This window comes from Marmoricola sp. RAF53 (assembly GCF_052114005.1).
GTDB lineage: Bacteria > Actinomycetota > Actinomycetes > Propionibacteriales > Nocardioidaceae > Marmoricola.
The window spans coordinates 12230-33546 of the sequence record NZ_JBFRDX010000012.1 but is presented as its reverse complement, the minus strand read 5'-3'; the positions used below and the strand labels follow the sequence as shown (position 1 = coordinate 33546).

18 protein-coding genes are annotated in these 21317 nt (G+C 71.5%); 14 read left to right on the top strand and 4 right to left on the bottom strand.

Annotated features, from left to right (window positions below):
* Positions 1–20: 20 nt before the first annotated feature.
* From AB4Y76_RS12270 to AB4Y76_RS12255, 4 genes are all read left to right on the top strand, one after another.
* On the top strand, positions 21–998 hold the full coding sequence (locus AB4Y76_RS12270) for an NAD(P)/FAD-dependent oxidoreductase (RefSeq protein WP_441925600.1): 978 nt from the start codon (positions 21–23) through the stop codon (positions 996–998).
* Positions 999–1067: 69 nt separating this feature from the next.
* On the top strand, positions 1068–1262 hold the full coding sequence (locus tag AB4Y76_RS12265; protein WP_441925598.1) for a ferredoxin: 195 nt from the start codon (positions 1068–1070) through the stop codon (positions 1260–1262).
* Between the two features lie 57 nt (positions 1263–1319).
* On the top strand, positions 1320–2228 hold the full coding sequence (locus AB4Y76_RS12260; RefSeq protein ID WP_441925596.1) for a 3-oxoacyl-ACP reductase: 909 nt from the start codon (positions 1320–1322) through the stop codon (positions 2226–2228).
* Between the two features lie 20 nt (positions 2229–2248).
* Positions 2249–3007, top strand: a complete 759-nt coding sequence (locus AB4Y76_RS12255) for a glucose 1-dehydrogenase (RefSeq protein ID WP_441925594.1) — start codon at positions 2249–2251, stop codon at positions 3005–3007.
* Between the two features lie 33 nt (positions 3008–3040).
* Here the strand turns inward: AB4Y76_RS12255 and AB4Y76_RS12250 are convergent, their stop codons facing one another.
* The gene (locus AB4Y76_RS12250; protein WP_441925593.1) at positions 3041–3652 is read right to left on the bottom strand and encodes a TetR family transcriptional regulator; all 612 of its coding nucleotides are present in this window, start codon (positions 3650–3652) and stop codon (positions 3041–3043) included.
* 186 nt (positions 3653–3838) lie between these two features.
* Here AB4Y76_RS12250 and AB4Y76_RS12245 point away from each other — a divergent pair, with 186 nt between their 5' ends.
* The 4 genes from AB4Y76_RS12245 to AB4Y76_RS12230 all read left to right on the top strand — a co-directional run bounded on the left by AB4Y76_RS12245 (position 3839) and on the right by AB4Y76_RS12230 (position 9899).
* A complete protein-coding gene (locus AB4Y76_RS12245; RefSeq protein WP_441925591.1) occupies positions 3839–5113 on the top strand; it encodes a glycosyltransferase family 4 protein in 1275 nt (424 codons plus the stop codon).
* A gap of 13 nt (positions 5114–5126) precedes the next feature.
* Positions 5127–5879 (top strand): class I SAM-dependent methyltransferase, encoded by a 753-nt coding sequence (locus tag AB4Y76_RS12240; RefSeq protein WP_441925589.1) that lies wholly within the window; start codon positions 5127–5129, stop codon positions 5877–5879.
* A 4-nt stretch (positions 5880–5883) separates the two neighbouring features.
* Entirely contained in the window at positions 5884–6999 is a 1116-nt protein-coding gene (locus AB4Y76_RS12235) for a prenyltransferase (protein WP_441925587.1), read from the top strand.
* A gap of 86 nt (positions 7000–7085) precedes the next feature.
* Positions 7086–9899 carry an ATP-binding protein gene (locus AB4Y76_RS12230; RefSeq protein ID WP_441925585.1) on the top strand — a complete coding sequence of 938 codons (2814 nt, stop codon included), beginning with the start codon at positions 7086–7088 and terminating at the stop codon, positions 9897–9899.
* Between the two features lie 41 nt (positions 9900–9940).
* Here the strand turns inward: AB4Y76_RS12230 and AB4Y76_RS12225 are convergent, their stop codons facing one another.
* The gene (locus AB4Y76_RS12225) at positions 9941–10576 is read right to left on the bottom strand and encodes a class I SAM-dependent methyltransferase (RefSeq protein WP_441925583.1); all 636 of its coding nucleotides are present in this window, start codon (positions 10574–10576) and stop codon (positions 9941–9943) included.
* A 69-nt stretch (positions 10577–10645) separates the two neighbouring features.
* On the opposite strand from AB4Y76_RS12225, the gene AB4Y76_RS12220 reads away from it, so the two are divergent.
* Positions 10646–12715, top strand: a complete 2070-nt coding sequence (locus AB4Y76_RS12220; RefSeq protein ID WP_441925581.1) for an acyl-CoA dehydrogenase family protein — start codon at positions 10646–10648, stop codon at positions 12713–12715.
* Between the two features lie 10 nt (positions 12716–12725).
* Here the strand turns inward: AB4Y76_RS12220 and AB4Y76_RS12215 are convergent, their stop codons facing one another.
* The gene (locus AB4Y76_RS12215; RefSeq protein ID WP_441925579.1) at positions 12726–13970 is read right to left on the bottom strand and encodes an alpha/beta hydrolase fold domain-containing protein; all 1245 of its coding nucleotides are present in this window, start codon (positions 13968–13970) and stop codon (positions 12726–12728) included.
* A 91-nt stretch (positions 13971–14061) separates the two neighbouring features.
* Between AB4Y76_RS12215 and AB4Y76_RS12210 the strand changes: the two genes are divergently transcribed.
* Positions 14062–15459, top strand: a complete 1398-nt coding sequence (locus tag AB4Y76_RS12210; RefSeq protein WP_441925578.1) for a WS/DGAT/MGAT family O-acyltransferase — start codon at positions 14062–14064, stop codon at positions 15457–15459.
* Positions 15460–15488: 29 nt separating this feature from the next.
* Here the strand turns inward: AB4Y76_RS12210 and AB4Y76_RS12205 are convergent, their stop codons facing one another.
* Positions 15489–16409, bottom strand: coding sequence for an alpha/beta fold hydrolase (locus AB4Y76_RS12205; RefSeq protein WP_441925576.1), 921 nt, complete (start codon positions 16407–16409; stop codon positions 15489–15491).
* Between the two features lie 128 nt (positions 16410–16537).
* Between AB4Y76_RS12205 and AB4Y76_RS12200 the strand changes: the two genes are divergently transcribed.
* Genes AB4Y76_RS12200 through AB4Y76_RS12185 form a run of 4 tightly spaced genes read left to right on the top strand, consistent with a single transcriptional unit; the run spans position 16538 to position 21316 of the window.
* Positions 16538–18775 carry an acyl-CoA dehydrogenase gene (locus AB4Y76_RS12200; protein WP_441925575.1) on the top strand — a complete coding sequence of 746 codons (2238 nt, stop codon included), beginning with the start codon at positions 16538–16540 and terminating at the stop codon, positions 18773–18775.
* The gene (locus tag AB4Y76_RS12195) at positions 18772–19731 is read left to right on the top strand and encodes a bifunctional MaoC family dehydratase N-terminal/OB-fold nucleic acid binding domain-containing protein (protein ID WP_441925573.1); all 960 of its coding nucleotides are present in this window, start codon (positions 18772–18774) and stop codon (positions 19729–19731) included. Before AB4Y76_RS12200 ends, AB4Y76_RS12195 begins: the two co-directional genes overlap by 4 nt.
* Positions 19728–20150 (top strand): beta-hydroxyacyl-ACP dehydratase, encoded by a 423-nt coding sequence (locus AB4Y76_RS12190; RefSeq protein ID WP_441925571.1) that lies wholly within the window; start codon positions 19728–19730, stop codon positions 20148–20150. The genes AB4Y76_RS12195 and AB4Y76_RS12190 overlap by 4 nt, the downstream gene beginning before the upstream one ends.
* Positions 20147–21316: a lipid-transfer protein gene (locus tag AB4Y76_RS12185; RefSeq protein ID WP_441925569.1), complete on the top strand. Its 1170-nt coding sequence runs from the start codon at positions 20147–20149 to the stop codon at positions 21314–21316. Before AB4Y76_RS12190 ends, AB4Y76_RS12185 begins: the two co-directional genes overlap by 4 nt.
* Position 21317: the final 1 nt, after the last annotated feature.

The following is a 21317-nucleotide window of genomic DNA, read 5'->3' as shown; positions in this document are numbered from 1 at the left end:
AAACCCGGAAGGACGGCGCGGTGACCGCTACCCACGAGACGGACGTGCTCATCGTCGGAGCCGGCCCGGCCGGGCTCTTCGCGGCGTACTACGCGGGCTTCCGCGGCATGTCGGTCGCGCTCGTCGACTCGCTGCCCGAGATCGGCGGCCAGGTCTCCGCGCTCTACCCCGAGAAGGCCATCCTCGACGTCGCCGGGTTCCCGAACGTCAAGGGCCGCGAGCTGGTCAACGCGCTCGTCGAGCAGGCCGCCAGCGCCAAGCCGACGTACCTGCTGGACCGGACCGCCCTGGCGCTGACCGTCCACGACGACGGTGTCGTGGTCGGCCTCGACGACGGTTCCGAGGTGCGCGCCAAGGTCGTGCTGATCACCGCCGGGATCGGCAAGTTCACCCCCCGCCCGCTGCCCGCCGGACAGGGCTGGGAAGGTCGCGGCCTGGTCTTCTTCGTACCCTCCTTCGACGAGTACGTCGGCAAGGATGTCGTCATCGTCGGCGGCGGCGACAGCGCCTTCGACTGGGCGCACCACCTGGAGGGCATCGCCGCCTCCGTCACCCTCGTGCACCGCCGCGACCAGTTCCGCGCGCACCAGGCGACCATCGACGCCGTGCTCGCCGGGAAGACCGAGGTCATCACCAAGGCCCAGGTCAGCGCGCTCGTCGGCGACGCCCAGCTGGAGAAGGTCGAGATCACCCTCGAGAACGGCGAGGTCCTCACCCGCCCGGCCGACGCCGTCGTCGCCGCGCTCGGCTTCGTCGCGGACCTGTCCGCGATGAAGGAGTGGGGCCTGGAGTTCGACAAGCGGCACATCCGGGTCGACACCGCGATGCGGACCAACCTGCCGCGGGTCTTCGCCGCCGGCGACATCAACGAGTACGAGGGCAAGGTCCGGCTGATCGCGGTCGGCTTCGGTGAGGCCGCCACCGCCGTCAACAATGCCGCGCCGCTCGTCTTCCCCGACCAGGGCGTCTTCCCCGGCCACTCCAGCGAAGGCTCCTGACCGGCCGCCGCGCCGCCCCACCGCTCCCACGATTTCCCGCACGCGCAACACCACCCTGGAGGAACACCCATGAAGATCAAGGTCGACTTCGACCTCTGCGAGTCGAACGCGCTCTGCGAGGCCCTGGCGCCGCAGAACTTCGAGATCGACGACGACGACTTCCTGCAGATCCTCGACGAGAACGTCACCGACGAGAACCGCGACGCCGTCAACCAGGCCGTCGCCGCCTGCCCGAAGTCCGCGATCAGCATCGTCGAGGGCTGAGCCCGCCCTACCGGCTCCGCCTCCCTCCTCCCACCCACTCCCGGAAAGCACTACCCCATGCCTGAAAACACTGACCCGCTGAGCCTGGACGGCCGCGTCGCCGTCGTCACCGGAGCCGGTGCCGGCCTCGGCCGGGCCGAGGCCGTCGCGCTGGCCAAGGCCGGCGCGGCCGTCGTCGTCAACGACCTGCCGGGAGCCGGCGAGGAGGCCGCGGAGGAGATCCGCGCACTCGGCGGGACAGCCGCCGTGGTCGGCGGCGACGTGGGGGAGCGGGCCACCGCGGACGCCATGGTCGAGGCGGCGCTGAAGCTCGGCGGGCTCGACATCGTCGTGAACAACGCCGGCGTCACCCGCGACAAGATGCTCTACAACATGACCGACGAGGAGTTCGACCTCGTCGTGAAGATCCACCTGCGCGGCCACTTCCTGCTCTCCCGGAACGCGGCGTCGTACTGGCGCGGGAAGCACAAGGAGACCGGCGAGCAGGTCTACGGCCGGATCATCAACACCGCCTCGGAGGCCTCGCTCAGCGGCTCGCCGGGCCAGGCCAACTACGCCGCCGCCAAGGCCGGCATCACCGCGCTGACCCTGTCCTCGGCCCGCGGCCTCGGCAAGATGGGCGTGCGTGCCAACGCGATCGCTCCGCGGGCCCGGACCGCCATGACCGCCGCGGTCTTCGGCGAGGACCAGTCCGGCAAGACCGTCGACCCGTACTCGGCCGAGCACGTCGCGCCGCTCGTGGCCTACCTCGCGGCGCCGGCCTCGGATGCGATCAACGGCCAGGTGTTCGTCGTGTACGGCGGCATGGTGGTCCTGATGGAGGCGCCGGCGATCGCCCAGCGCTTCGACACCAGCGGGGAGACGTTCGACCTCGCCGAGCTCGACAAGACGGTCGGCGCGTTCTTCGCCGACCGCGACCCCGCGGTCAACTTCGGCGCCGACGCGCTCTACAAGCTCACGATCTGATCCAGGAAAGAGACACCCACATGAGCAACCGACTCCACGGCAAGGTCGCCATCGTCACCGGCGGTGCGCAGGGTCAGGGCGCCGAGATCGCCCGCCAGTTCGTCGCCGAGGGCGCGAAGGTGTTCATCGCCGACATCGCCGACGACCTCGGCAAGGCGCTCGCCGACGAGCTCGGCGAGAACGCCCGCTTCCGCCACCACGACGTCTCCGACGAGCAGTCCTGGACCGACCTGGTCGAGGAGGCGAACGCCACCTTCGGGCCGGTGAGCGTGCTCGCGAACAACGCCGGCATCCTGCGCTTCGCCGAGATCGAGAAGATGACCAAGGAGGAGTACCTGCTGCTGGTCAACGTGAACCAGCTCGGCACCTTCCTCGGCATGAAGGCCGTCGCCCGCACCATGCGGAAGAACGGCGGCGGCTCGATCATCAACGCGTCCTCGGTCGAGGGTCTGGCCGGGATGGCCTCGCTGACCGGGTACGTCGCCACCAAGTGGGCGATCCGCGGGATGAGCAAGGCGGCGGCGATGGAGCTCGGCCCGAAGGGCATCCGGGTCAACTCGATCCACCCGGGCATGATCGACACCCCGATGACCCGCCCGCACGGCGGCGACGCGGCGATGGAGTTCGGTGCCTCGCGGGTGCCGCTGCGCCGGGTCGGCCACCCGGAGGACATCGCCCCGCTCTACGTCTTCCTGGCCAGCGACGAGTCCGGCTACATCAACGGCGCCGAGATCGCGATCGACGGCGGCGTGACCGCGACCCACGCGTTCGGGGGGTAGGGGAGCGCGGCCGGCACGAGTGACCACGAGTGACTAGCGCAGCACCAACCGGACGGCGGTCTCGATGTGGTCGGCGACCTCCTCGGCCGTCGCCCGGCCGGTGACCCAGGAGACCAGGGCGGAGAGCCAGACGTCGCTGATCACGCGGGCGATGGCGACGTCCTCGGCCGACGGCTCCTCGCCCTCGACGTACGCGTCGCCCTTGATCGAGCGGGTGAGCATCGTGGTGAGCTGCATGCCGACCACGTGGATCTCGGCGGCGACGGACGCGTCGGCGAACATGAACGCCCGGGTCAGCGCCTCGGTGAGGTTCGCGTCGCCCTGCATGCCGCGGGTGGCGCGGCGGAGAACGTAGATGACCCGCTCGGCGGGGGTGTCGCCGGGGACCGGCTTGCGGCCCACGATCGCCTGGGTGTCGTCGAACTGGCGGGCCAGCGCGGAGACGAGCAGGTGGATCTTGGACGGGAAGTAGCGGTAGAGGGTGCCGAGCGCCACGTCGGCCTGCTCGGCCACTGCCCGCATCTGCACCGCGTCGAAGCCGCCCTTGGAGGCGAGTGCGATGGTGGCGTCGAGGATCCGGCGCCGACGATCGCGCTGCGCGGCGGAACCGAGGTCCTCGGCGCTCAGGGAGTTCGCGGTCGTCAAGATCGTCAGCCTTTCCCTCGTCTGCCTTTTCGGATTCGTCCGGTCTCGATGTGACTTGGCTTGCACCCGTGTGCAGAATTGCCCCGCGAGACCGTGGCAGAAGGCTATCAGCGGGATCGGTCATAATAGAAACACGTTGCAGTTCTAAAAAGCCCGGGTTCGTCCCGGATAGGAAGGGCGGACCCGTTGCGTATCGCACTCGTGTCCTACCGCAGCAAGCCTCATTGCGGTGGGCAGGGCGTCTACGTCCGCCACCTCAGCCGTGAGCTCACCGAGCTCGGGCACAGCGTCGAGGTCTTCTCCGGTCAGCCGTACCCCGAGCTCGACGAGGGTGTGGCTCTCACCAAGGTGCCGAGCCTCGACCTCTACCGCGAGCCGGACCCGTTCCGCATGGTGTGGCCGTGGGAGTTCCGCGACTGGATCGACGTCCAGGAGTTCGCGATCATGTGCACCGCCGGCTTCCCGGAGCCGCGCACGTTCGGCAAGCGCGTGCTCAGGGTGCTCAAGGAACGCGCCGACGAGTTCGACATCGTCCACGACAACCAGGTGCTGTCGTACGGCGTGATGGACATCGAGAAGAAGGCCGGGATCCCGGTCCTCACCACGCTGCACCACCCGATCACCTTCGACCGCCGCGTCGACATCGCCGCCGCGCCGACGCTGCGCAAGAAGCTCTCGCTGCGCCGCTGGTACGGCTTCCTGAAGATGCAGGGCGCGGTCGTGCGCCGGGCCCGCTGGATCCTGCTCCCCTCGGAGTCCTCCAAGGTGGACGCCGCCAAGGACTTCGGCGCCGACCTGGCCAAGATGCAGGTCATCCCGCTCGGCGTGGACGACTGCTTCGTGCCGCCGACCGAGCCCCGGGTCCCGGGCCGCCTGGTCGCGATGGCCAGTGCCGACGCCCCGATGAAGGGCATCGCGACCCTCCTCGAGGCGTTCGCCAAGCTGCGCACCGAGCGCGACGTCGAGCTGCTCCTGGTCACCAAGCCGACCCCGGGCGGCCGTACCGAGACCCTCATCGAGGAGCTCGGCATCGGCGCGCACGTCCGGTTCGTCAACGGCATCAGCGACGAGGAGCTCGTCAAGGTGATGGGCTCCGCCGAGATCGCCTGCGTGCCGTCGCTGTACGAGGGCTTCTCGCTGCCGACCGCCGAGCTGATGGCGTGCGAGACGCCGCTCGTCGTCAGCCGGACCGGCGCGATCCCCGAGGTGGTCGGTCCCGAGGGGCTGTGCGCCGATATGGTCACGCCGGGCGACGTCGGCGAGCTGACCAACGCGATCGCCGACCTCCTCGACGACCCCGAGCGCCGCGCCCGGATGGGGCGCGCCGGCCGGGAGCGCGCCCAGGAGCTGTTCAGCTGGCGCGCCGTGGCCAAGGCCACCGCCGAGGCCTACGACCGGGTCCGCGCCGACTACGCGAACGACCCGACCGTGCCCCAGAAGAAGACCCAGAAGAAGAACTGAGAGGGATCCGCACATGCTGACCGTTGACTTCGACCGCCTCGGCCTCCAGCCGGGGGACCGGGTCATCGACATGGGCTGCGGCGCGGGTCGCCACGCCTTCGAGATGTACCGCCGCGGCGCCGACGTGGTCGCCTTCGACCAGGACGCCGACGAGCTCGCCGGCGTGCTCGAGCTGTTCGGCGCGATGAAGGAGGCCGGCGAGGTCCCGGCCGGTGCCGCCGCCGACATCAAGGAGGGCACCGCCCTCGCGCTGCCGTTCGCCGACGGCGAGTTCGACCGCGTGGTCTGCTCGGAGGTCCTCGAGCACATCCACGACGACGTCACGGCCATCAAGGAGCTCATCCGGGTGCTCCGACCGGGCGGCACGATGGCGATCACGGTGCCGCGCTGGCTGCCCGAGGTGATCAACTGGCGGCTCTCGCCCGAGTACCACAACGCCGAGGGCGGGCACATCCGGATCTACACCGACCACGAGCTCGTCGACAAGGTCACCAAGGGCGGCCGGATGAACGACGGCAACCCGGGCGACGCGATGGTCTTCGAGGGCAAGGACCACGCCCACGGCCTGCACGCGCCGTACTGGTGGATCAAGTCCGCGGTCGGCGTGGAGAACAACGACCACCCGCTCGTGAAGGCGTACCACCAGGTCCTGGTCTGGGACATCATGAAGACCCCGCGCTACTCGACCCTCACCCGCCTCGCGGAGAAGGCGCTGAACCCGCTCGTCGGCAAGAGCATGGTTCTCTACTTCCGCAAGCCGGAGTGACGGTGTGACCTCCTCGACCGTGCGTACCTGGCAGATCCCTGCCGTCGACGGCGTGCTCACCTCCGAGCAGGTCGCGGACACCGCCGCCTCCATCGCCGCGATGCAGGAGGAGAGCGGTGCGGTGCCGTGGACGCCGGGGGAGAAGACCGACGTCTGGAACCACGTCGAGGGTGCGATGGCGATGCTGGTCGGCGGCCAGGTCGAGGCCGCCGAGCGCGCCTACGACTGGTGCGCGCGGACCCAGCGCGCCGACGGGTCCTGGCCGATGGAGATCGTCGTCGGCGAGATCCGGGACGCCTCGGGCGAGACGAACATGTCCGCCTACCTCGCGGTCGGCGTCTGGCACCACTGGCTGCTGCGCCGCGACCGCGCGTTCGTCGAGCGGATGTGGCCGGTGGTCCGGGCCGGGCTCGACTTCGTCGTCGGGATGCAGCTCGGCTGGGGCGGCATCGCCTGGTCCCAGGAGTGGGACGCGAACGGTCCCGCCAAGCGCAACGAGGAAGGCCTGCTCGCCGGGTCGTCCAGCATCTACCAGTCGCTGCGGGCCGGGGTCGCGCTCGCCGAGCTGATGGACGACCCGCAGCCCGAGTGGGAGCTGTCCGGCGGCCGCCTGGGGCACGCGCTGCGCCGGCACCGCGACCTGTTCCTGGACAAGTCCGAGTTCTCGATGGACTGGTACTACCCGGTCCTCGGCGGCGCCGTCCGCGGCGCGGCCGCGGTCGAGCTGCTGGAGAGCCGGTGGGACACCTTCGTGATCCCCGGCCGCGGCATCAAGTGCGTGGTGCAGAACAACTGGGTGACCGGCGCCGAGACCTGCGAGCTGGTGATGTCGCTGGACGCGATCGGCGACCACGACCGCGCCCTGGAGCAGTTCGCGGCGATGCAGCACCTGCGGGTCGAGGACGGCCGCTACTGGACCGGCTGGGTCTACCCCGAGGACGTGAACTGGCCCGACGAGCGGACGACGTACACGGCGGCGGCGGTGGTGCTCGCCGCCGACGAGCTGTCCCGTACGACGCCCGGGTCCGGGATCATGCGCGGCGACACCCTGGCACCGCACTTCGAGGAGATCGCGCTGGAGTGCGGCTGCGCCCACGCGCTGTCCGAACTGCCCGTCTAGACCGATACGAGGCAGTTTCGGAATCAAATCGCGCGGACCGGTTTGCCCGTTTTAACCTGTTCGTCTCACCAGTGAGGGAGACACGGGTGCCGGAACCTGCCGAGATCCACCGCCAGATCGTCGAGTCCTCGACCGACGGTCTGTGGGTCGTCGACGACCACGGGCGCACCGTGTTCGCCAACGCCCGGGTCGGCGAGCTGCTCGGGCGGACCGCCGCCGACGTCCGGGTGCTGCGGCTCGCCGACGTGCTCGACGACCCGGAGCGCGCCGGGTTCGAGCGCCGGATGGAACGTCTCCGCGCCGGCGACGCCGACGCGCTGCGCCCGATCGACGGGGAGCGCGTCTACCGCCGGCCCGACGGCAGCCCGGTCCCGCTGCTGGTCAGCGAGCAGCCGCTCTTCGACGCGACCGGTGCCCTGGTCGGGTACCTGCACCGGCTCACCGACGACTCGCGCCGCCGGATCCTGCTCGGCGAGCTGCGCAGGAGCCGCTCCCAGCTCGACGAGGCGCAGCAGATCGCCCGGCTGGGCAGCTGGGAGATCCGGACCGACCCGCGCGAGGTGACCTGGTCCGCGGCGATGTACGACGTCCTCGACGTCGACCCGGCGACCTTCGTGCCGAGCCTGGAGACGTTCCTCGACATCCTGGCCGAGGGTGACCGGGAGGCGGTCGCAGGCCGCTGGCAGCAGATCCTGGAGGAGCCCGGCGAGCGCGGTATGGACGTGCGCGTGCGGCTCCGCGACGGCTCGTTCCGCTGGGTCCGGGCCGTGGGCCGGGCCCTGGAACGTGCCGAGGACGGCACCCCGACCCGGCTCGGCGGCACGATGCAGGACGTCGACGACCTGAAGAAGGCCGAGCTGAACCTGCTCGAGGCGGTCGAGCTCAACACGCTGATGCAGCACATCGCGACGGCGGCCAACCAGGCCAGCACCTTCGACGACGCGCTGGCCGCGTCCCGGTCCGTGCTGCTGGCCCACCACGACTGGCAGCGCGGCGTCGTCTTCGACGTCACCCCCGACGGCCTCCGGTCCCACCGGATCGGGCCGGACGACGCGATGCCGCCGAACGCCCTGGAGGCCGCCGTCGCCGAGCGTGCGCTGCTCGCGGACGGAACCGTCTTCGAGGAGGACGTGGTCGTCGAGCACCCGATGATCGCCTTCCCGGTCCGGGTCGAGGACGATCCGGTGGCGATCGTGGTGGTCACGGCGCGTTCCCGGTTCGAGCGGCACGAGATGCTCCGCTCGCTGTCGCGGCAGGTGGCCGGCGAGCTCGCCCAGGTCGCCGTCCGCGACCGTGCCGCCGCCGAGCTCGCGGCCGCGCGCGACGTCGCGATGGCGGCCTCACAGACCAAGTCCGAGTTCCTGGCGATGATGAGCCACGAGATCCGGACGCCGCTCAACGGCGTCATCGGCCTCAACGACCTGCTCCTGCACACCGGGCTCGACCGGCGGCAGCGCGAGCTCGCCGAGGCGATGCAGGGCGCCGGTCGCGCGCTGCTCGTGCTGATCAGCGACATCCTGGACTTCTCCAAGATCGAGGCCGGCCGGCTGGAGCTGGAGGCGGTCGAGTTCCAGCCGTCGATCGTGGTGGCCGGCATCCGCGACCTGTTCGCCGCCGACGCCCTGACCCGGGGGATCGCCCTGGAGGTCGAGGTCGAGCCGGAGGTGCCGCGGTACCTCGAGGGCGACCCGAGCCGGTTCGGCCAGGTGATCTCGAACCTGGTCTCCAACGCGGTCAAGTTCACCCACGAGGGCCGGGTGCGGGTCCGGGTCGGCGCGGAGGTGGGTGTCGCGGAGGTGCTGCTCCGGGTCGAGGTCAGCGACACCGGGATCGGGATGGACGCCGAGCAGGCGGAGCGGGTCTTCCAGCCCTTCCGCCAGGCCGACGCCTCGACGAACCGGACGTTCGGCGGGACCGGGCTCGGGCTGGCGATCGCGCAACAGCTCGCCACCGCGTTCGGCGGCGAGATCGGGGTCGACAGCACACCGGGCGTCGGCAGCACCTTCTGGTTCACCGGACGGTTCCGCCCGCCCGCCCTGATGTCCCGCCCGGTCGTCGCGGCCGTCGCCGCGGACGGCCAGCGCAGCCACGGGCACGTGCTGGTGGTCGAGGACAATGAGGTCAACCAGCTGGTCACGGTCGGGATGCTCGAGCTCCTCGGCTGCACCAGCGAGGTCGCCGCTGACGGGGCCGCGGGCGCGGCGCGGGCCGCGGCCGGGCGTTTCGACGCGGTCCTGATGGACCTGCAGATGCCGCGGGTCGACGGCTTCGCCGCGACCCGGCTGATCCGGCAGTCGGAGGCGCCGGGAACGCGGATCCCGATCATCGCGCTGACCGCGTCGGCGACGATCGGGGAGGAGCAGCGCTGCCGGGACGCCGGGATGACCGGGTTCCTGTCCAAGCCGCTGCGGCTGGAGGCGTTGCGCGAGGTCCTCTCCGGCCAGCTCGGCGTGGACTGCGGGCCCTGCGAGGCACGCGGGCACCGGCCGGTGGCGGTGCCGGACCACGGGTCCGCACTGTGTCCGGAACCGGTCCTGGACACCTCCCGGATCGAGGAGCTGGCCGAGATGGGCGTCGAGGCGCTGCCGCTGATCCGGCGCGCGATCGACAACTTCACCGCGAGCGCGACGCAGCAGCTCGCGGCGCTGCGCCGGGACTGGCGGGCGCGGGACGCGGCCGCGCTGCGGGCGGACGCGCACCGGCTCAAGGGGAGCGCCGCGAACCTGGGCGCGCGGCGGGTCGCCGCGGTGGCGCTGGGGCTGGAGCAGATGGCCGAGACCGGCGACGTCGGGCCGGCCGGGCCGCTCCTGGTCGACCTGGCGGCCGCGCTCGACGAGGCGGTCGTCGAGCTCGGGAAGACCTCGGTCGAGGCTGACGCGATCGCCCACCGGTCAGCCTGATCGGGCCCCTGACCGGGCCCTTGACCGGGGCCGGAGTCGGCTCAGATCCGGCGCAGCACCCGCATCGAGCCGACGGTGCCGGCGGGCTCGAAGTCGCCGCTCGCGACGGCGCGCTGCCAGACGTGGAACGGCGCCTGGCCGCCGTCCTCGGGACGCTCGAACACGTCGTGGACGACCAGGACGCCGCCGGGCTGCACCCAGGGGGCGAAGCCGGTGTAGTCGGCCTGGGCGGGCTCCTCGGAGTGGCCGCCGTCGATGAAGAGCAGGGCGAGCGGCGTACGCCAGTGCCGGGCGACGGTCGTGGAGCGGCCGACGACCGCGACGACCTCGTCCTCCAGGCCGGCGCGGGCGATCGTCTTGCGGAACGTCGGCAGCGTGTCCATCAGCCCGAACTCGGGGTCGACGACGCTGGTGTCGTGGTGCTCCCAGCCGGCCTGGTTCTCCTCGGAGCCGCGGTGGTGGTCGAGCGTGTAGACGGTGCTGCCGGTCTCCCGGGCGGCGGCGCCGAGGTAGATCGCGGACTTGCCGCAGTAGGTCCCGATCTCCAGGGCCGGGCCGTCGCCGAGGTTCTCCACCGCGGTGCGGTAGAGGAAGTCGCCCTCGTCCAGCGGCATGAAGCCCTTGGCGGCGAGGGCGTGCTCGAGCAGGGCGGGATCCATCGGGGCTTCAGAACTCACGCGGCTGACGATATCCATGGCATCATTGGAACACGTTCTAGTTTGAGACCAGCACAGCCAGGAGAGCGCATGCCGATCGGTATCAGTGACGATCACACCGAGCTCGCGGCGACGGTCCGCAAGTGGGCCGAGAGCCAGGGTTCGATCGCGGCCGTCCGCGCGGCGGAGACCGACCCGGAGGCGCTCGCGCCGTGGGCCACGCTCCCGGCCGAGATGGGGCTCTCCACGATCGCGCTGCCCGAGTCCGTCGGCGGGGGCGGCGGCACTCTCCTCGACCAGGCCGTCGCCGTCGAGGCCGCCGGCTACGCGCTCGTCCCGGGACCGTTCCTGACCACCGTCGTCGCCGGCCTGATGTACGACGACGCGGACCTGCGCGCCGGCATCGCCGGGGGCCGGATCTCCGTCGGTCTGGGCGTGGACCCGCGTGCCGTCCTGGACGCCGCGACCGCGACCCACCTCTCCGTCCCCACCGACCGCGGCCACGTCCTCGTGCCCGCCGACCGGGTGCAGGTCCGACCGGGTGAGTCGGTCGACCTGACCCGCGGCGTCGGCGAGGTCGTCCTCGACGGTGCGGACACCGCCGGCCTGCCGACCTGCGCCTCCGCCGGCGCGCCCCTGGAGCTCGTCGTGCTCGCCGCAGCCGAGGCCTCCGGTATCGCCCGCTGGTGCCTGGACACGGCCGTCGAGTACGCGAAGGTCCGCGAGCAGTTCGGCAAGAAGATCGGCGCCTTCCAGGCCGTCAAGCACCTCTGCGCCGAGATGCTCGAGATCAGCGAGAGCGTGACGGCGGCCGCCTGGGACGCCGCCGAGGCGGCCGAGCACGGCGGGGACCAGGCGCGGTTCGCCGCGGGTGTCGCGGCCACGATCTGCTTCGACGGCGCGGTCGAGGTCGCGAAGGCCTGCATCCAGGTCCTCGGCGGCATCGGCTTCACCTTCGAGCACGACTCCCACCTCTACCTGCGCCGTGCGATCGCCCTGCGCGCCTTCGTGGGGGACACCGGGGCGTTCGCGGCAGAGCTGGCCGCGTGCGCCCGCGACGGCGTCCGCCGCTCCGGCGACATCGACTTCGGCGGCCAGGACGCGGAGTTCCGCGAGGCCGCCCGCACCGAGGCGCAGCGCATCGGCGCGCTGGCCGAGGCCGACCGGCGGGCCGCGCTCGCCGACTCCGGGCTGCTCGCGCCGCACTGGCCGACGCCGTACGGGCTCGGCGCCGGGGCGGTCCAGCAGCTGGTCATCGACCAGGAGCTGGGGAGCGCCGGGGTCGAACGACCCGACCTGGTGATCGGCGCCTGGGCGGCGCCCACGATCCTCGAGGGCGGGACCGACGAGCAGCGCGAGCGCTGGGTGCGGCCCACGCTGACCGGCGAGATCACCTGGTGCCAGCTGTTCAGCGAGCCCGGCGCGGGTTCCGACCTGGCCTCGCTCCGGATGAAGGCGGAGCGGACCGACGGCGGCTGGCTGCTCACCGGCCAGAAGGTCTGGAACTCGATCGCCGAGCGTGCCGACTGGGGCGTCTGCCTCGCCCGCACCGACGCCGAGGCGAAGCCGCACGCCGGCATCACCTACTTCGTCGTCGACATGAAGTCCGCCGGCATCGATGTCCGGCCGCTGCGCGAGCTGACCGGCGAGGCGCTGTTCAACGAGGTCTTCTTCGACAGCGTCTTCGTCCCCGACGACTGCGTCGTCGGCGAGATCAACGGCGGCTGGCGTCTCGCCGTCACCACGCTGGCCAACGAGCGGGTGGCCATGGCCGGCTCCAAGCTCGGCGACAGCGTCGAGCTGGCGGTCGACCTGCTCGACGAGGTCGGCAGCCCGAGCGCGGCCGAGAAGGTGGGCCGGGCGATCGCCCTGGCGCAGGTCGTCAAGCTGCTGGCCATGCGGTCGACGCTCCGCTCGATCGCCGGTCAGGGGCCGGGCGCGGAGTCCAGCGTCGCCAAGCTGGTCGGCGTCCGCAGCCGCCAGGACTCCGCGGAGCTCGCCATGGAGCTGCTCGGAGCGGAGATGTTCACCGCCAGCGAGCGCGCGCTCGCCGCCAACGACCTCTTCCTGCGCAACCGCTGCCTGTCGATCGCGGGCGGGACCACGCAGATCCTCCGCAACGTCGCGGGGGAGCGGATCCTGGGCCTGCCGCGCGGTTAGGCCCCGTCGGTCACCGGGCGGTCACCGGGTGGTCACTGGTCGCCTCGCGGCGGTTGTGGCGGTGCCACTCCAGCCAGCGCTCGACGGCCCGGATCACGCCCTGGCTGCGGATCGAGGAGAACACCTCGAACGCGTGCTGGGTGCCGGGGAGCTCGACGTAGGAGGTGACGCCCTCGGAGACGGCGCGCATCTTCGCCACGAAGGCCCGGGCCTGCCGGATCGAGACGAGGCCGTCGTAGGTGCCGTGCAGGACCAGGAAGTCGGGGTCGTCGGGCGTGACGTGCGCGATCGGTGAGGCGAGCTCGAACTCGGCGAGCTGGGTCTTCGGGTCCATCTTGAAGACCCGCGGCCCCAGGAACCGGTCGCGCATGTCGATCGCGGCCCGGTCGCCGGTGAGCCCGGCCAGGTCGTAGACGCCGTAGAAGGAGACGCAGGCGGCGACGCGGGTGTCCGCCTCCTCGAAGCCCGGCTGGTACTCCTTGACGTCCGACGTCAGCGCCGCCAGGGAGGCGAGGTGACCGCCGGCGGAGCCTCCGGTGATCACCAGGTACGACGGGTCGCCGCCGTACGAGGCGATGTTCTCGCGGATCCAGGCGATCGCCTTCTTGACGTCCACGATCTGCGCCGGGAACGGGTTCCTCGGCGCCAGCCGGTAGTTCATCGCGACGCAGACCCAGCCGCGGCGGGCCATCCGGTTCATCAGCAGCAGCCCCTGCTGGGACTTGTCGCCGATGGTCCAGCCGCCGCCGTGCACCTGGACGAGCACCGGGGCGTTGGTGAGGTCGACGCCGCGCGGGCGGTAGATGTCGAGCCGGGCCCGGGTGCCGCCGTCGCGGTAGTTGATGTCCCGGATGACCTCGACGTCGGGGCGCTGCATCGCGAACGGCCGGGCCAGGTCGCGCAGCGGCGTCGGCAGGTCGTCGTCCTCGGTGTGCAGCGGCAGCAGGTCGCGGTAGTCCGGGCCCAGTGAGTTCACCAGGGCCTCCTCGGCGATCGCGCCGGCGCGGCGCGAGCCGGCGATCAGGTAGGCGAGCCCGGCGGCGCTGGCGCCGGCGAGCAGGAGCCCGGTCTTGCTGGCCTTGCCGCGGACGACGGCCTGCGCGCTGTCGACGGCGGTCAGGGCGAGCAGCTGCGGGGCGAGCTCGCTGGTCGGCCAGCCGGCGGCGAAGCCCAGCGGGCCGAGCCAGCCGCTCAGCGGCTTGACCGCGTTGGCGGTGAGGAGGGCGGTGACCAGCCGGCGACGTCCGAATCCCATGCGAGCGAGCGTACTGGTCGTCCTACGGCCCGGCCCGGGGACTGGTCTGGACGAGAACGAGAACGTGTTTCAGTTTCGATATGATGTCCGCATGGAACGTCTCAGCGGCCTCGACGCCAGCTTCCTCTACCTGGAGAGCTCGGCGCAGCTGATGCACGTCTGCGGCATCCTGCTCCTGGACCCGGCCACGATGCCCGGCGGCTACTCCTACCCGGAGATGAAGGCCGCGCTGGAGAAGCGGCTCGAGCAGATCCCGGCGTTCCGCCGCAAGCTCAAGGAGATCCCGCTCGAGATCGACCACCCGGTGTGGATCGACGACGCCGACTTCGACGTCGACCGGCACGTCCACCGGCTCGCCGTCCCCGCGCCCGGCGGCGACGAGGAGCTGCGCGAGCTCTGCGGTCACCTCGCCGGCATCCCGCTGGACCGGTCCCGCCCGCTCTGGGAGATGTGGATCATCGAGGGCCTCGAGTCCGGGCGGATCGCGGTGTTCACCAAGATGCACCACGCCAGCGTGGACGGCGTCTCGGGCGCCAACCTGGTCTCGTTCCTCTGCAGCCTGGAGCCGGACGCTCCGCTGCTCGACCTCGCCGAGAAGACGCCGCCCGCGGGCGACGCGCCCGGCGACTGGGAGCTCTTCGGCCGCGGCATGCTCAACAACCTGCGCAAGCCGGTGCGGGCGGTCCGGCTGGTGCTGCCGACCACCTCGGTCATCACCAAGACCATCGGCCGGGCGGCCAGCGGTACGGCGATGGCCGCGCCGCTGACCGCGCCCCGGACCTCGTTCAACGGCAACATCGGCACCCGCCGCCGGGTCGCGTACGCCGACCTCTCGCTGGACCGGATCAAGAAGATCCGGCACTCGGTCGAGGGCGCCACCGTCAACGACGTCGTCCTCGCGATCAGCGGGGGAGCGCTGCGGCGCTACCTGGAGGAGCGCGGCGAGCTCCCGGAGTCCTCGCTGCTGGCCAGCGTCCCGGTCTCGGTGCACGGGACGTCGACCCGCACGGGCGGCACGAACAAGGTCTCCTCGCTCTTCGCCCGGCTCGGCACCGACGTCGAGGAGCCGGTCGAGCGGCTGCACCAGCTGGCCGCGGCGAACGCCAACGCCAAGGAGCACCACAAGGCCATCCCCGCCGACACCCTGCAGGACTGGGCCGAGTTCGCCGCGCCGCGCACCTTCGGGCTGGCGGTCCGTGCGGTGGCCAAGCTCCGGCTGGCCAACAAGGGCCCGGTGATCCACAACCTGGTGATCTCCAACGTGCCCGGCCCGCCGGTCCCGATGTACTTCCTGGGCGCGCGGATCGTCGGCTTCTACCCGCTCGGCCCGGTCTTCCACGGGGCCGGCCTGAACGTCACCGTGATGAGCTACGACGGCCGGATGAACCTCGGCGTGATCGCCTGCGGTGACGCGATGCCGGAGCCGGAGACGCTCGCCGCGAAATTCCCCGAGGAGCTCGACGCGCTGTACGCCGCGACCGTCGGCTGACGTTTCGAGACGGGCGCTGCCCGCCCTCCTCAACCAGCGGGATGGGCAGCCCGGATCCGGCTGGTGCGCCGGCCCATCGTGGTGTCGACCGCCTCCAGGAACGCCGGCACGAAGTGGGTGTGGTCGAGGACGCAGCCGGCGTGCCCGCAGTCGGCCTCGTGCACGGTCGCCCCGGGGATGAGCGCGGCGATCCCGCGCTGGCGCTCGGGGCCGAGGACGCGGTCCTTGCGGGTGACCACGACCGCGGTCGGGAGGTCGATCTTGGCCAGCCACGGCGTCGAGTGGTGCCGGCCGAGGGAGGCGACCGCCTGGGCCACGGCCCACGAGCTGGTGCTGCGGAACTCCGCGAGCGCCCACTGGTGGGTGTCGGTGGGGTCGAGGAGGACTTCGGTGGTCGCTTTCGCCGCGACCGTGATCGTCTTCGACCGCGACAGCGTGCGCAGCGCGCCCATGCCGAGCTCCATGCCCTGGTGGAAGAGCCGTTCGGTGCCGGTGGTCCGGAAGTGGTCGGTCGTGGCGGCCAGGATCAGGCCGCCGAAGCGGTCGGGGTGCTGGCGCCAGCAGCGCTGGGCGACGATCGAGCCCATCGAGTAGCCGGCGACGACCGGGCGGTCCAGGTCGAGGGCGTCGGCGACCGCGGCGACGTCGTCGGCGCAGTCGCGGATCGAGAAGTGCTCCGAGACGATGCCGCGGCCGTGCCAGCGCTGGTCGAAGACGACCACGCGGTACTTGGCGGAGAGCTTCGGGATCACCGGGAACCAGGTGAGCAGCCCGGTGCAGCCGACGGCGTGCAGCAGGATCACCGTGGGAGCGTCGGGCGTGGGGCCGGGGACGTCGGTCAGCCAGGTCCGCCCGCGGCCGGGGAGGTCCAGCCAGCGGCCCTTGGGGACGATCACCTCGGGGACGTCGACCATCTCGCGGAGCAGCGTCGGCAAGGTCGGAAGGGCCACACTGACTCCTGGGTCTCGTCCTGCTCCGGGTACTGCCCCGAACGGTGCCACTCACGCTAGACTAGAACAGGTTCCATTTTTGGGAGCCGAGAAGTTTGGTGCAGCGAAGTTCTGCGAAGGGAGCAGGTGTGGACCCCGAAGTCCTGGACGAGATCCGCTCGGTCGTCTCCGACGTCCTCGACAAGGGTGGCGCGACCTGGGAGGCCTGCGCGGACGCCGGCCTGCTCGGTCTGGCCGCCCCCGAGGCGTACGGCGGTGAGGGCCTCGGCCTTCCCGAGGTCGGCGTGCTGCTCCACGAGGTCGGCAAGCGTGCCGTCGACCTGCCCGTCTGGGAGACGCTGGCCTGCGGTCTGCTCACCCTCGGCGCGACCGCGACACCGGAGCAGGCCGAGCGGCTGATCCCCGACGTCATCGCCGGCAAGCTCTTCCTGGCCCCGGCGCTGAACGAGCCCGGTGCCGCGCTCCCGACCGCGCCCCGGACCACCCTGCGCGACGGCACCGTGACCGGCCACAAGACCGACGTCGCCGTCCTGCCCGGCTCGACGCTGCTGCTGGTCTCCACCGACGCCGGCGTGGTGCTCGTCGACCCGGCCGGACCCGGCGTCACCGCGACCGCGAACTTCGCCTCCGCCTCGGTCCCCGCGACCGACCAGCCGCGGCTCCAGACCGGCTACGTCTTCGACGCCGCCCCGGCCGTCGAGGTGCTCCCCGAGGAGGCTGACGCCGTCCTGCGCGAGCACGCGATCGCCGGCCTGCTGCTCCTCGGCGACGGCCTCGTCGCCGGCGCGCTCGACCTCACCGCCGGCTACATCAAGGAGCGCGGCCAGTTCGGCCGCAAGCTCGCCGAGTTCCAGGCCGTCGCCGTCCAGATCGCCGACGTCTTCGTGGTCGCCCGGATGACCTCGCTGGCCGCCCAGGGTGCGGCCTGGCGCGTCGCTGAGAGCCTGCCGGCCGACGACGACCTCGCCGTCGGGGCGGCCTGGTTCACCGACCGGGTCCCGGCCGCGCTGCAGACCTGTCACCACCTGCACGGCGGCATGGGGGTCGACGAGACCTACCCGCTGCACCGCTACTTCTCCCGCGCCAAGGACGTCGCCCGCCTGCTCGGCGGCCGCAACGCCACCCTGGCGCAGGTCCCGGTCGCCGAGGGCGCCGGCAAGAACCTCGAGCTCACCGAGGCGCAGCGCGCGTTCAAGGACGACGTCCGCGCCTACTTCTCGACGCTGGTCAGCGACGAGGACAAGCTCGAGATGATGACCGACCGGCACGGCCCGGCGTACCACCGCAACATCAAGCAGATGGGCAGCGACGGCTGGATGGGCGTCGGCTGGCCGGTCGAGTACGGCGGCAAGGGGCTCGGCGAGATCGAGCAGCAGATCTTCGCCAACGAGGCCGCCCGCGCCGACGTGCACCTCCCGTCGGTGACGCTGCAGACGGTCGGCCCGACGCTGCAGTCGTTCGGCACCCAGAAGCAGAAGGACATGTTCCTCTCCGACATCCTGGCCGGCGACGTGCACTTCGCCATCGGCTACTCCGAGGCCGACGCGGGCACCGACCTGGCGTCGCTGCGCTGCGCCGCCAGGAAGGACCCCGCGACCGGCGACTGGATCGTCAACGGCCAGAAGATGTGGACCACCGGCGGCCACGCCGCCGACTACATCTGGCTGGCCGTCCGCACCGACCCGGACGCGCCCAAGCACAAGGGCATCTCGGTGCTGATCGTGGACACCAAGGACCCCGGCTACTCGTGGACGCCGATCGTCACCTGCGACGGTTCGCACCACGTCAACGCGACGTACTACAACGACGTCCGGGTCCCGGCCGACATGCTCGTCGGCGAGGAGAACCAGGGCTGGAAGCTGATCACCACCCAGCTCAACCACGAGCGGATCATGCTCGGCCCGGCCGGCCGCCTGGAGGGCCTGCGCGACGAGGTGATCGCCTGGGCGCAGGACAAGACCGCCCCCGACGGCACCCCGCTGCTGGAGGTCCCGGCGGTCCGGGACACCCTGGCCCGGGTCACCGTCTCGTTCCGCGTCAACGAGCTGCTCAACTGGCAGGTGGCCGCGCCGGCGGGCACCCACGGGCACGGTGCGGGCGGCGGCGCCACCGGGCTCGCCGCGGTCGCGGACGCGTCCTCGTCGAAGGTGTTCGCCTCCGACGAGGTCCAGCGCCTGGGTCTGGACCTCGAGGAGATCGTCTCGGCGTACGGCGACCCGGCCGACCCGGAGACCGCGACCCTGCTCCACTTCCTGGACGCGACCTCCAAGCGCAACCTCGTGCTCACCTTCGGGGGTGGCGTCAACGAGGTCCAGCGCGAGCTGATCGCGATGTTCGGCCTCGGCCTGCCGAAGGTCCCCCGATGAGCGGGACCGACGCGCCCCAGGAGACGGCCCAGGAGACCTGGGACCACGACCGGATCATGGCCGCGGTCGAGAAGATGTTCGCGATGGGCGAGACCGCGCCGCGGGAGGCCCGGGACCCGATCAACCAGCCGATGATCAACAACTGGCTGGAGGCGATGGGGGAGACCGACCCGCGCTACAGCGACGGGATCGCCCCGCCGGCGATGGCGCAGGTCTGGACGATGTACGGGCTCGACCCGACCCGTCCGGCCGACGACCCGCTGCACGGAACCATGCAGATCTTCGACGCGGCCGGGTTCAAGTCCGTGCTCGGCACGAACTGCGACCAGACCTACTTGCGCGACGTGAAGGTGGGCGAGCAGATCTCGATCACCACGAGGCTGGAGTCGGTCGTCGGCCCCAAGGTCACCGGCGTCGGCGAGGGCTACTTCGTCTCGACGCTGAACACCTGGTGGGTGGCCAAGAAGAACGAGCAGGGCGGTGAGGAGCGCGAGGCCGTCGCGACGATGCTGTTCCGGGTGCTCAAGTTCAAGCCCGCCCAGCGGAAGCCGCGTGTCGACAAGACCAAGCTGGTCCGCCCGCAGATGAACCGGGACACCGCGTACTTCTGGGAGGGCACGAAGGCCGGCGAGCTGCGGCTGCAGAAGTGCAACGCCTGCGGTGAGCTGCGGCACCCGCCCGGGCCGATGTGCCCGACCTGCCACACCGCCGACCGCGGCTACGTGGTCGCCAGCGGCAGGGGCACGGTCTTCTCGTTCCTGGTCCACCACGCCCCGCAGCTGCCGGGCAAGGAACTGCCGATCACCCTCGCGCTGATCGAGCTGGAGGAAGGACTCCGGATGGTCGGAGAGGTCCAGGGCAACCGCGAGAACATCGCGATCGGCGCCCCCGTGCGGGTGGTGTTCGAGCAGATCGACGACGACCTGACGCTCGCGCAGTGGGAGGTGACCGCGTGACCGCCACGGGTACGCGGCTCCCGGAGTGGGAGCTCCCGCTGACCCCGACGCTGATCGTCTCCACGGCGATCGCGACCCGGGACTTCCAGGACGTCCACCACGACCGCGACCTCGCCCAGGGGCACGGCTCGAAGGACATCTTCATGAACATCCTCACCACCACCGGCCTGGTGCAGAAGTACGTCGGCGACTGGGCCCGCGACGCGGTCGGTCCGGACTTCCGGATCACCTCCTGCGGGCTGCGGCTCGGCGCGCCGGCGTACCCCTACGACACGATGACCTTCACCGGCACGGTCGTGGAGAACGCGGCGGACGCCGCCGGTTCGCTTCCGGGCACGGTCACGGTCGACGTCGTCGGGGTGGTCTCGCTGGGCAACCACGTCAACGCCAAGGTGACCCTCGTGGGAGGAGTGCAGTGAGCCGCACGCTGAAGGGCAAGTCCGCGATCGCCGGCATCGGCGCGACCGAGTTCTCCAAGGAGTCCGGCCGCTCCGAGCTGCAGCTCTCCTGCGAGGCCGTCCTGGACGCGCTCCAGGACGCCGGGCTGTCCACCCAGGACGTCGACGGCCTGGTCACCTTCACGATGGACAACTCCTCGGAGATCGCGGTCGCCCGCGAGCTCGGCATGGGCGACCTGCGCTTCTTCAGCCGGATCAACTACGGCGGCGGCGCGGCCTGCGGCACCGTCCAGCAGGCGGCCCTCGCGGTCGCCACCGGGGTCGCCGACGTCGTGGTCTGCTACCGCGGCTTCAACGAGCGCTCCGGGATGCGGTTCGGCCAGGTCTCCAGCTGGGCGGCCACCCAGGTGAACACCAACGGCCTCGACAACGCCTTCACCTACCCCTACGGGCTGTCCACGCCCGCGGCGACGGTGGCGATGCAGGCGACCCGCTACATGCACGAGTACGGCGCCACCTCGGCCGACTTCGGCGCCGTCGCGGTCGCCGACCGCAAGCACGCCGCGACGAACCCGAAGGCGTTCTTCCACGGCAAGCCGATCACGCTCGAGGAGCACCAGGCGTCCCGGATGATCGCGGCGCCGCTGCACCTGCTGGACTGCTGCCAGGAGAGCGACGGCGCGGTGGCGATCGTGGTCACCACCCCGGAGCGGGCGGCGGACCTGAAGCAGAAGCCGGTCTCGATCACGGCGGCCGCCCAGGGCAGCGCGCCGGACCAGTACGTGATGACGTCGTACTACCGCGACGACATCGGGATCCCCGAGATCGGCGTCGTCGGCCGCGAGCTGTGGCGCCAGTCGGGGCTCTCCCCGGACGACATCCAGACGGCCGTGCTCTACGACCACTTCACGCCGTACGTGCTGATGCAGCTCGAGGAGCTCGGCTTCTGCGGCCGCGGCGAGGCGAAGGACTTCGTCCGCGACGGCGCCATCGAGCTCGGCGGCCGGTTGCCGCTGAACACTCACGGGGGCCAGCTCGGCGAGGCGTACATCCACGGCATGAACGGCATCGCCGAGGGCGTCCGGCAGGTCCGCGGAACCTCGGTGAACCAGGTCGACGCGGTCGCGAACGTGCTCGTCACCGCCGGCACCGGGGTCCCGACGAGCGGCCTGATCCTCTCCGCCTGAC

Coding starts and splice junctions, on each gene's coding strand:
- AB4Y76_RS12260 (WP_441925596.1), top strand. CDS start 1,320: ATGCCTGAAAACACTGACCCGCTGAGCCTGGACGGCCGCGTCGCCGTC.
- AB4Y76_RS12195 (WP_441925573.1), top strand. CDS start 18,772: ATGAGCGGGACCGACGCGCCCCAGGAGACGGCCCAGGAGACCTGGGAC.
- AB4Y76_RS12215 (WP_441925579.1), bottom strand. CDS start 13,970: ATGGGATTCGGACGTCGCCGGCTGGTCACCGCCCTCCTCACCGCCAAC.
- AB4Y76_RS12240 (WP_441925589.1), top strand. CDS start 5,127: ATGCTGACCGTTGACTTCGACCGCCTCGGCCTCCAGCCGGGGGACCGG.
- AB4Y76_RS12220 (WP_441925581.1), top strand. CDS start 10,646: ATGCCGATCGGTATCAGTGACGATCACACCGAGCTCGCGGCGACGGTC.
- AB4Y76_RS12255 (WP_441925594.1), top strand. CDS start 2,249: ATGAGCAACCGACTCCACGGCAAGGTCGCCATCGTCACCGGCGGTGCG.
- AB4Y76_RS12265 (WP_441925598.1), top strand. CDS start 1,068: ATGAAGATCAAGGTCGACTTCGACCTCTGCGAGTCGAACGCGCTCTGC.
- AB4Y76_RS12210 (WP_441925578.1), top strand. CDS start 14,062: ATGGAACGTCTCAGCGGCCTCGACGCCAGCTTCCTCTACCTGGAGAGC.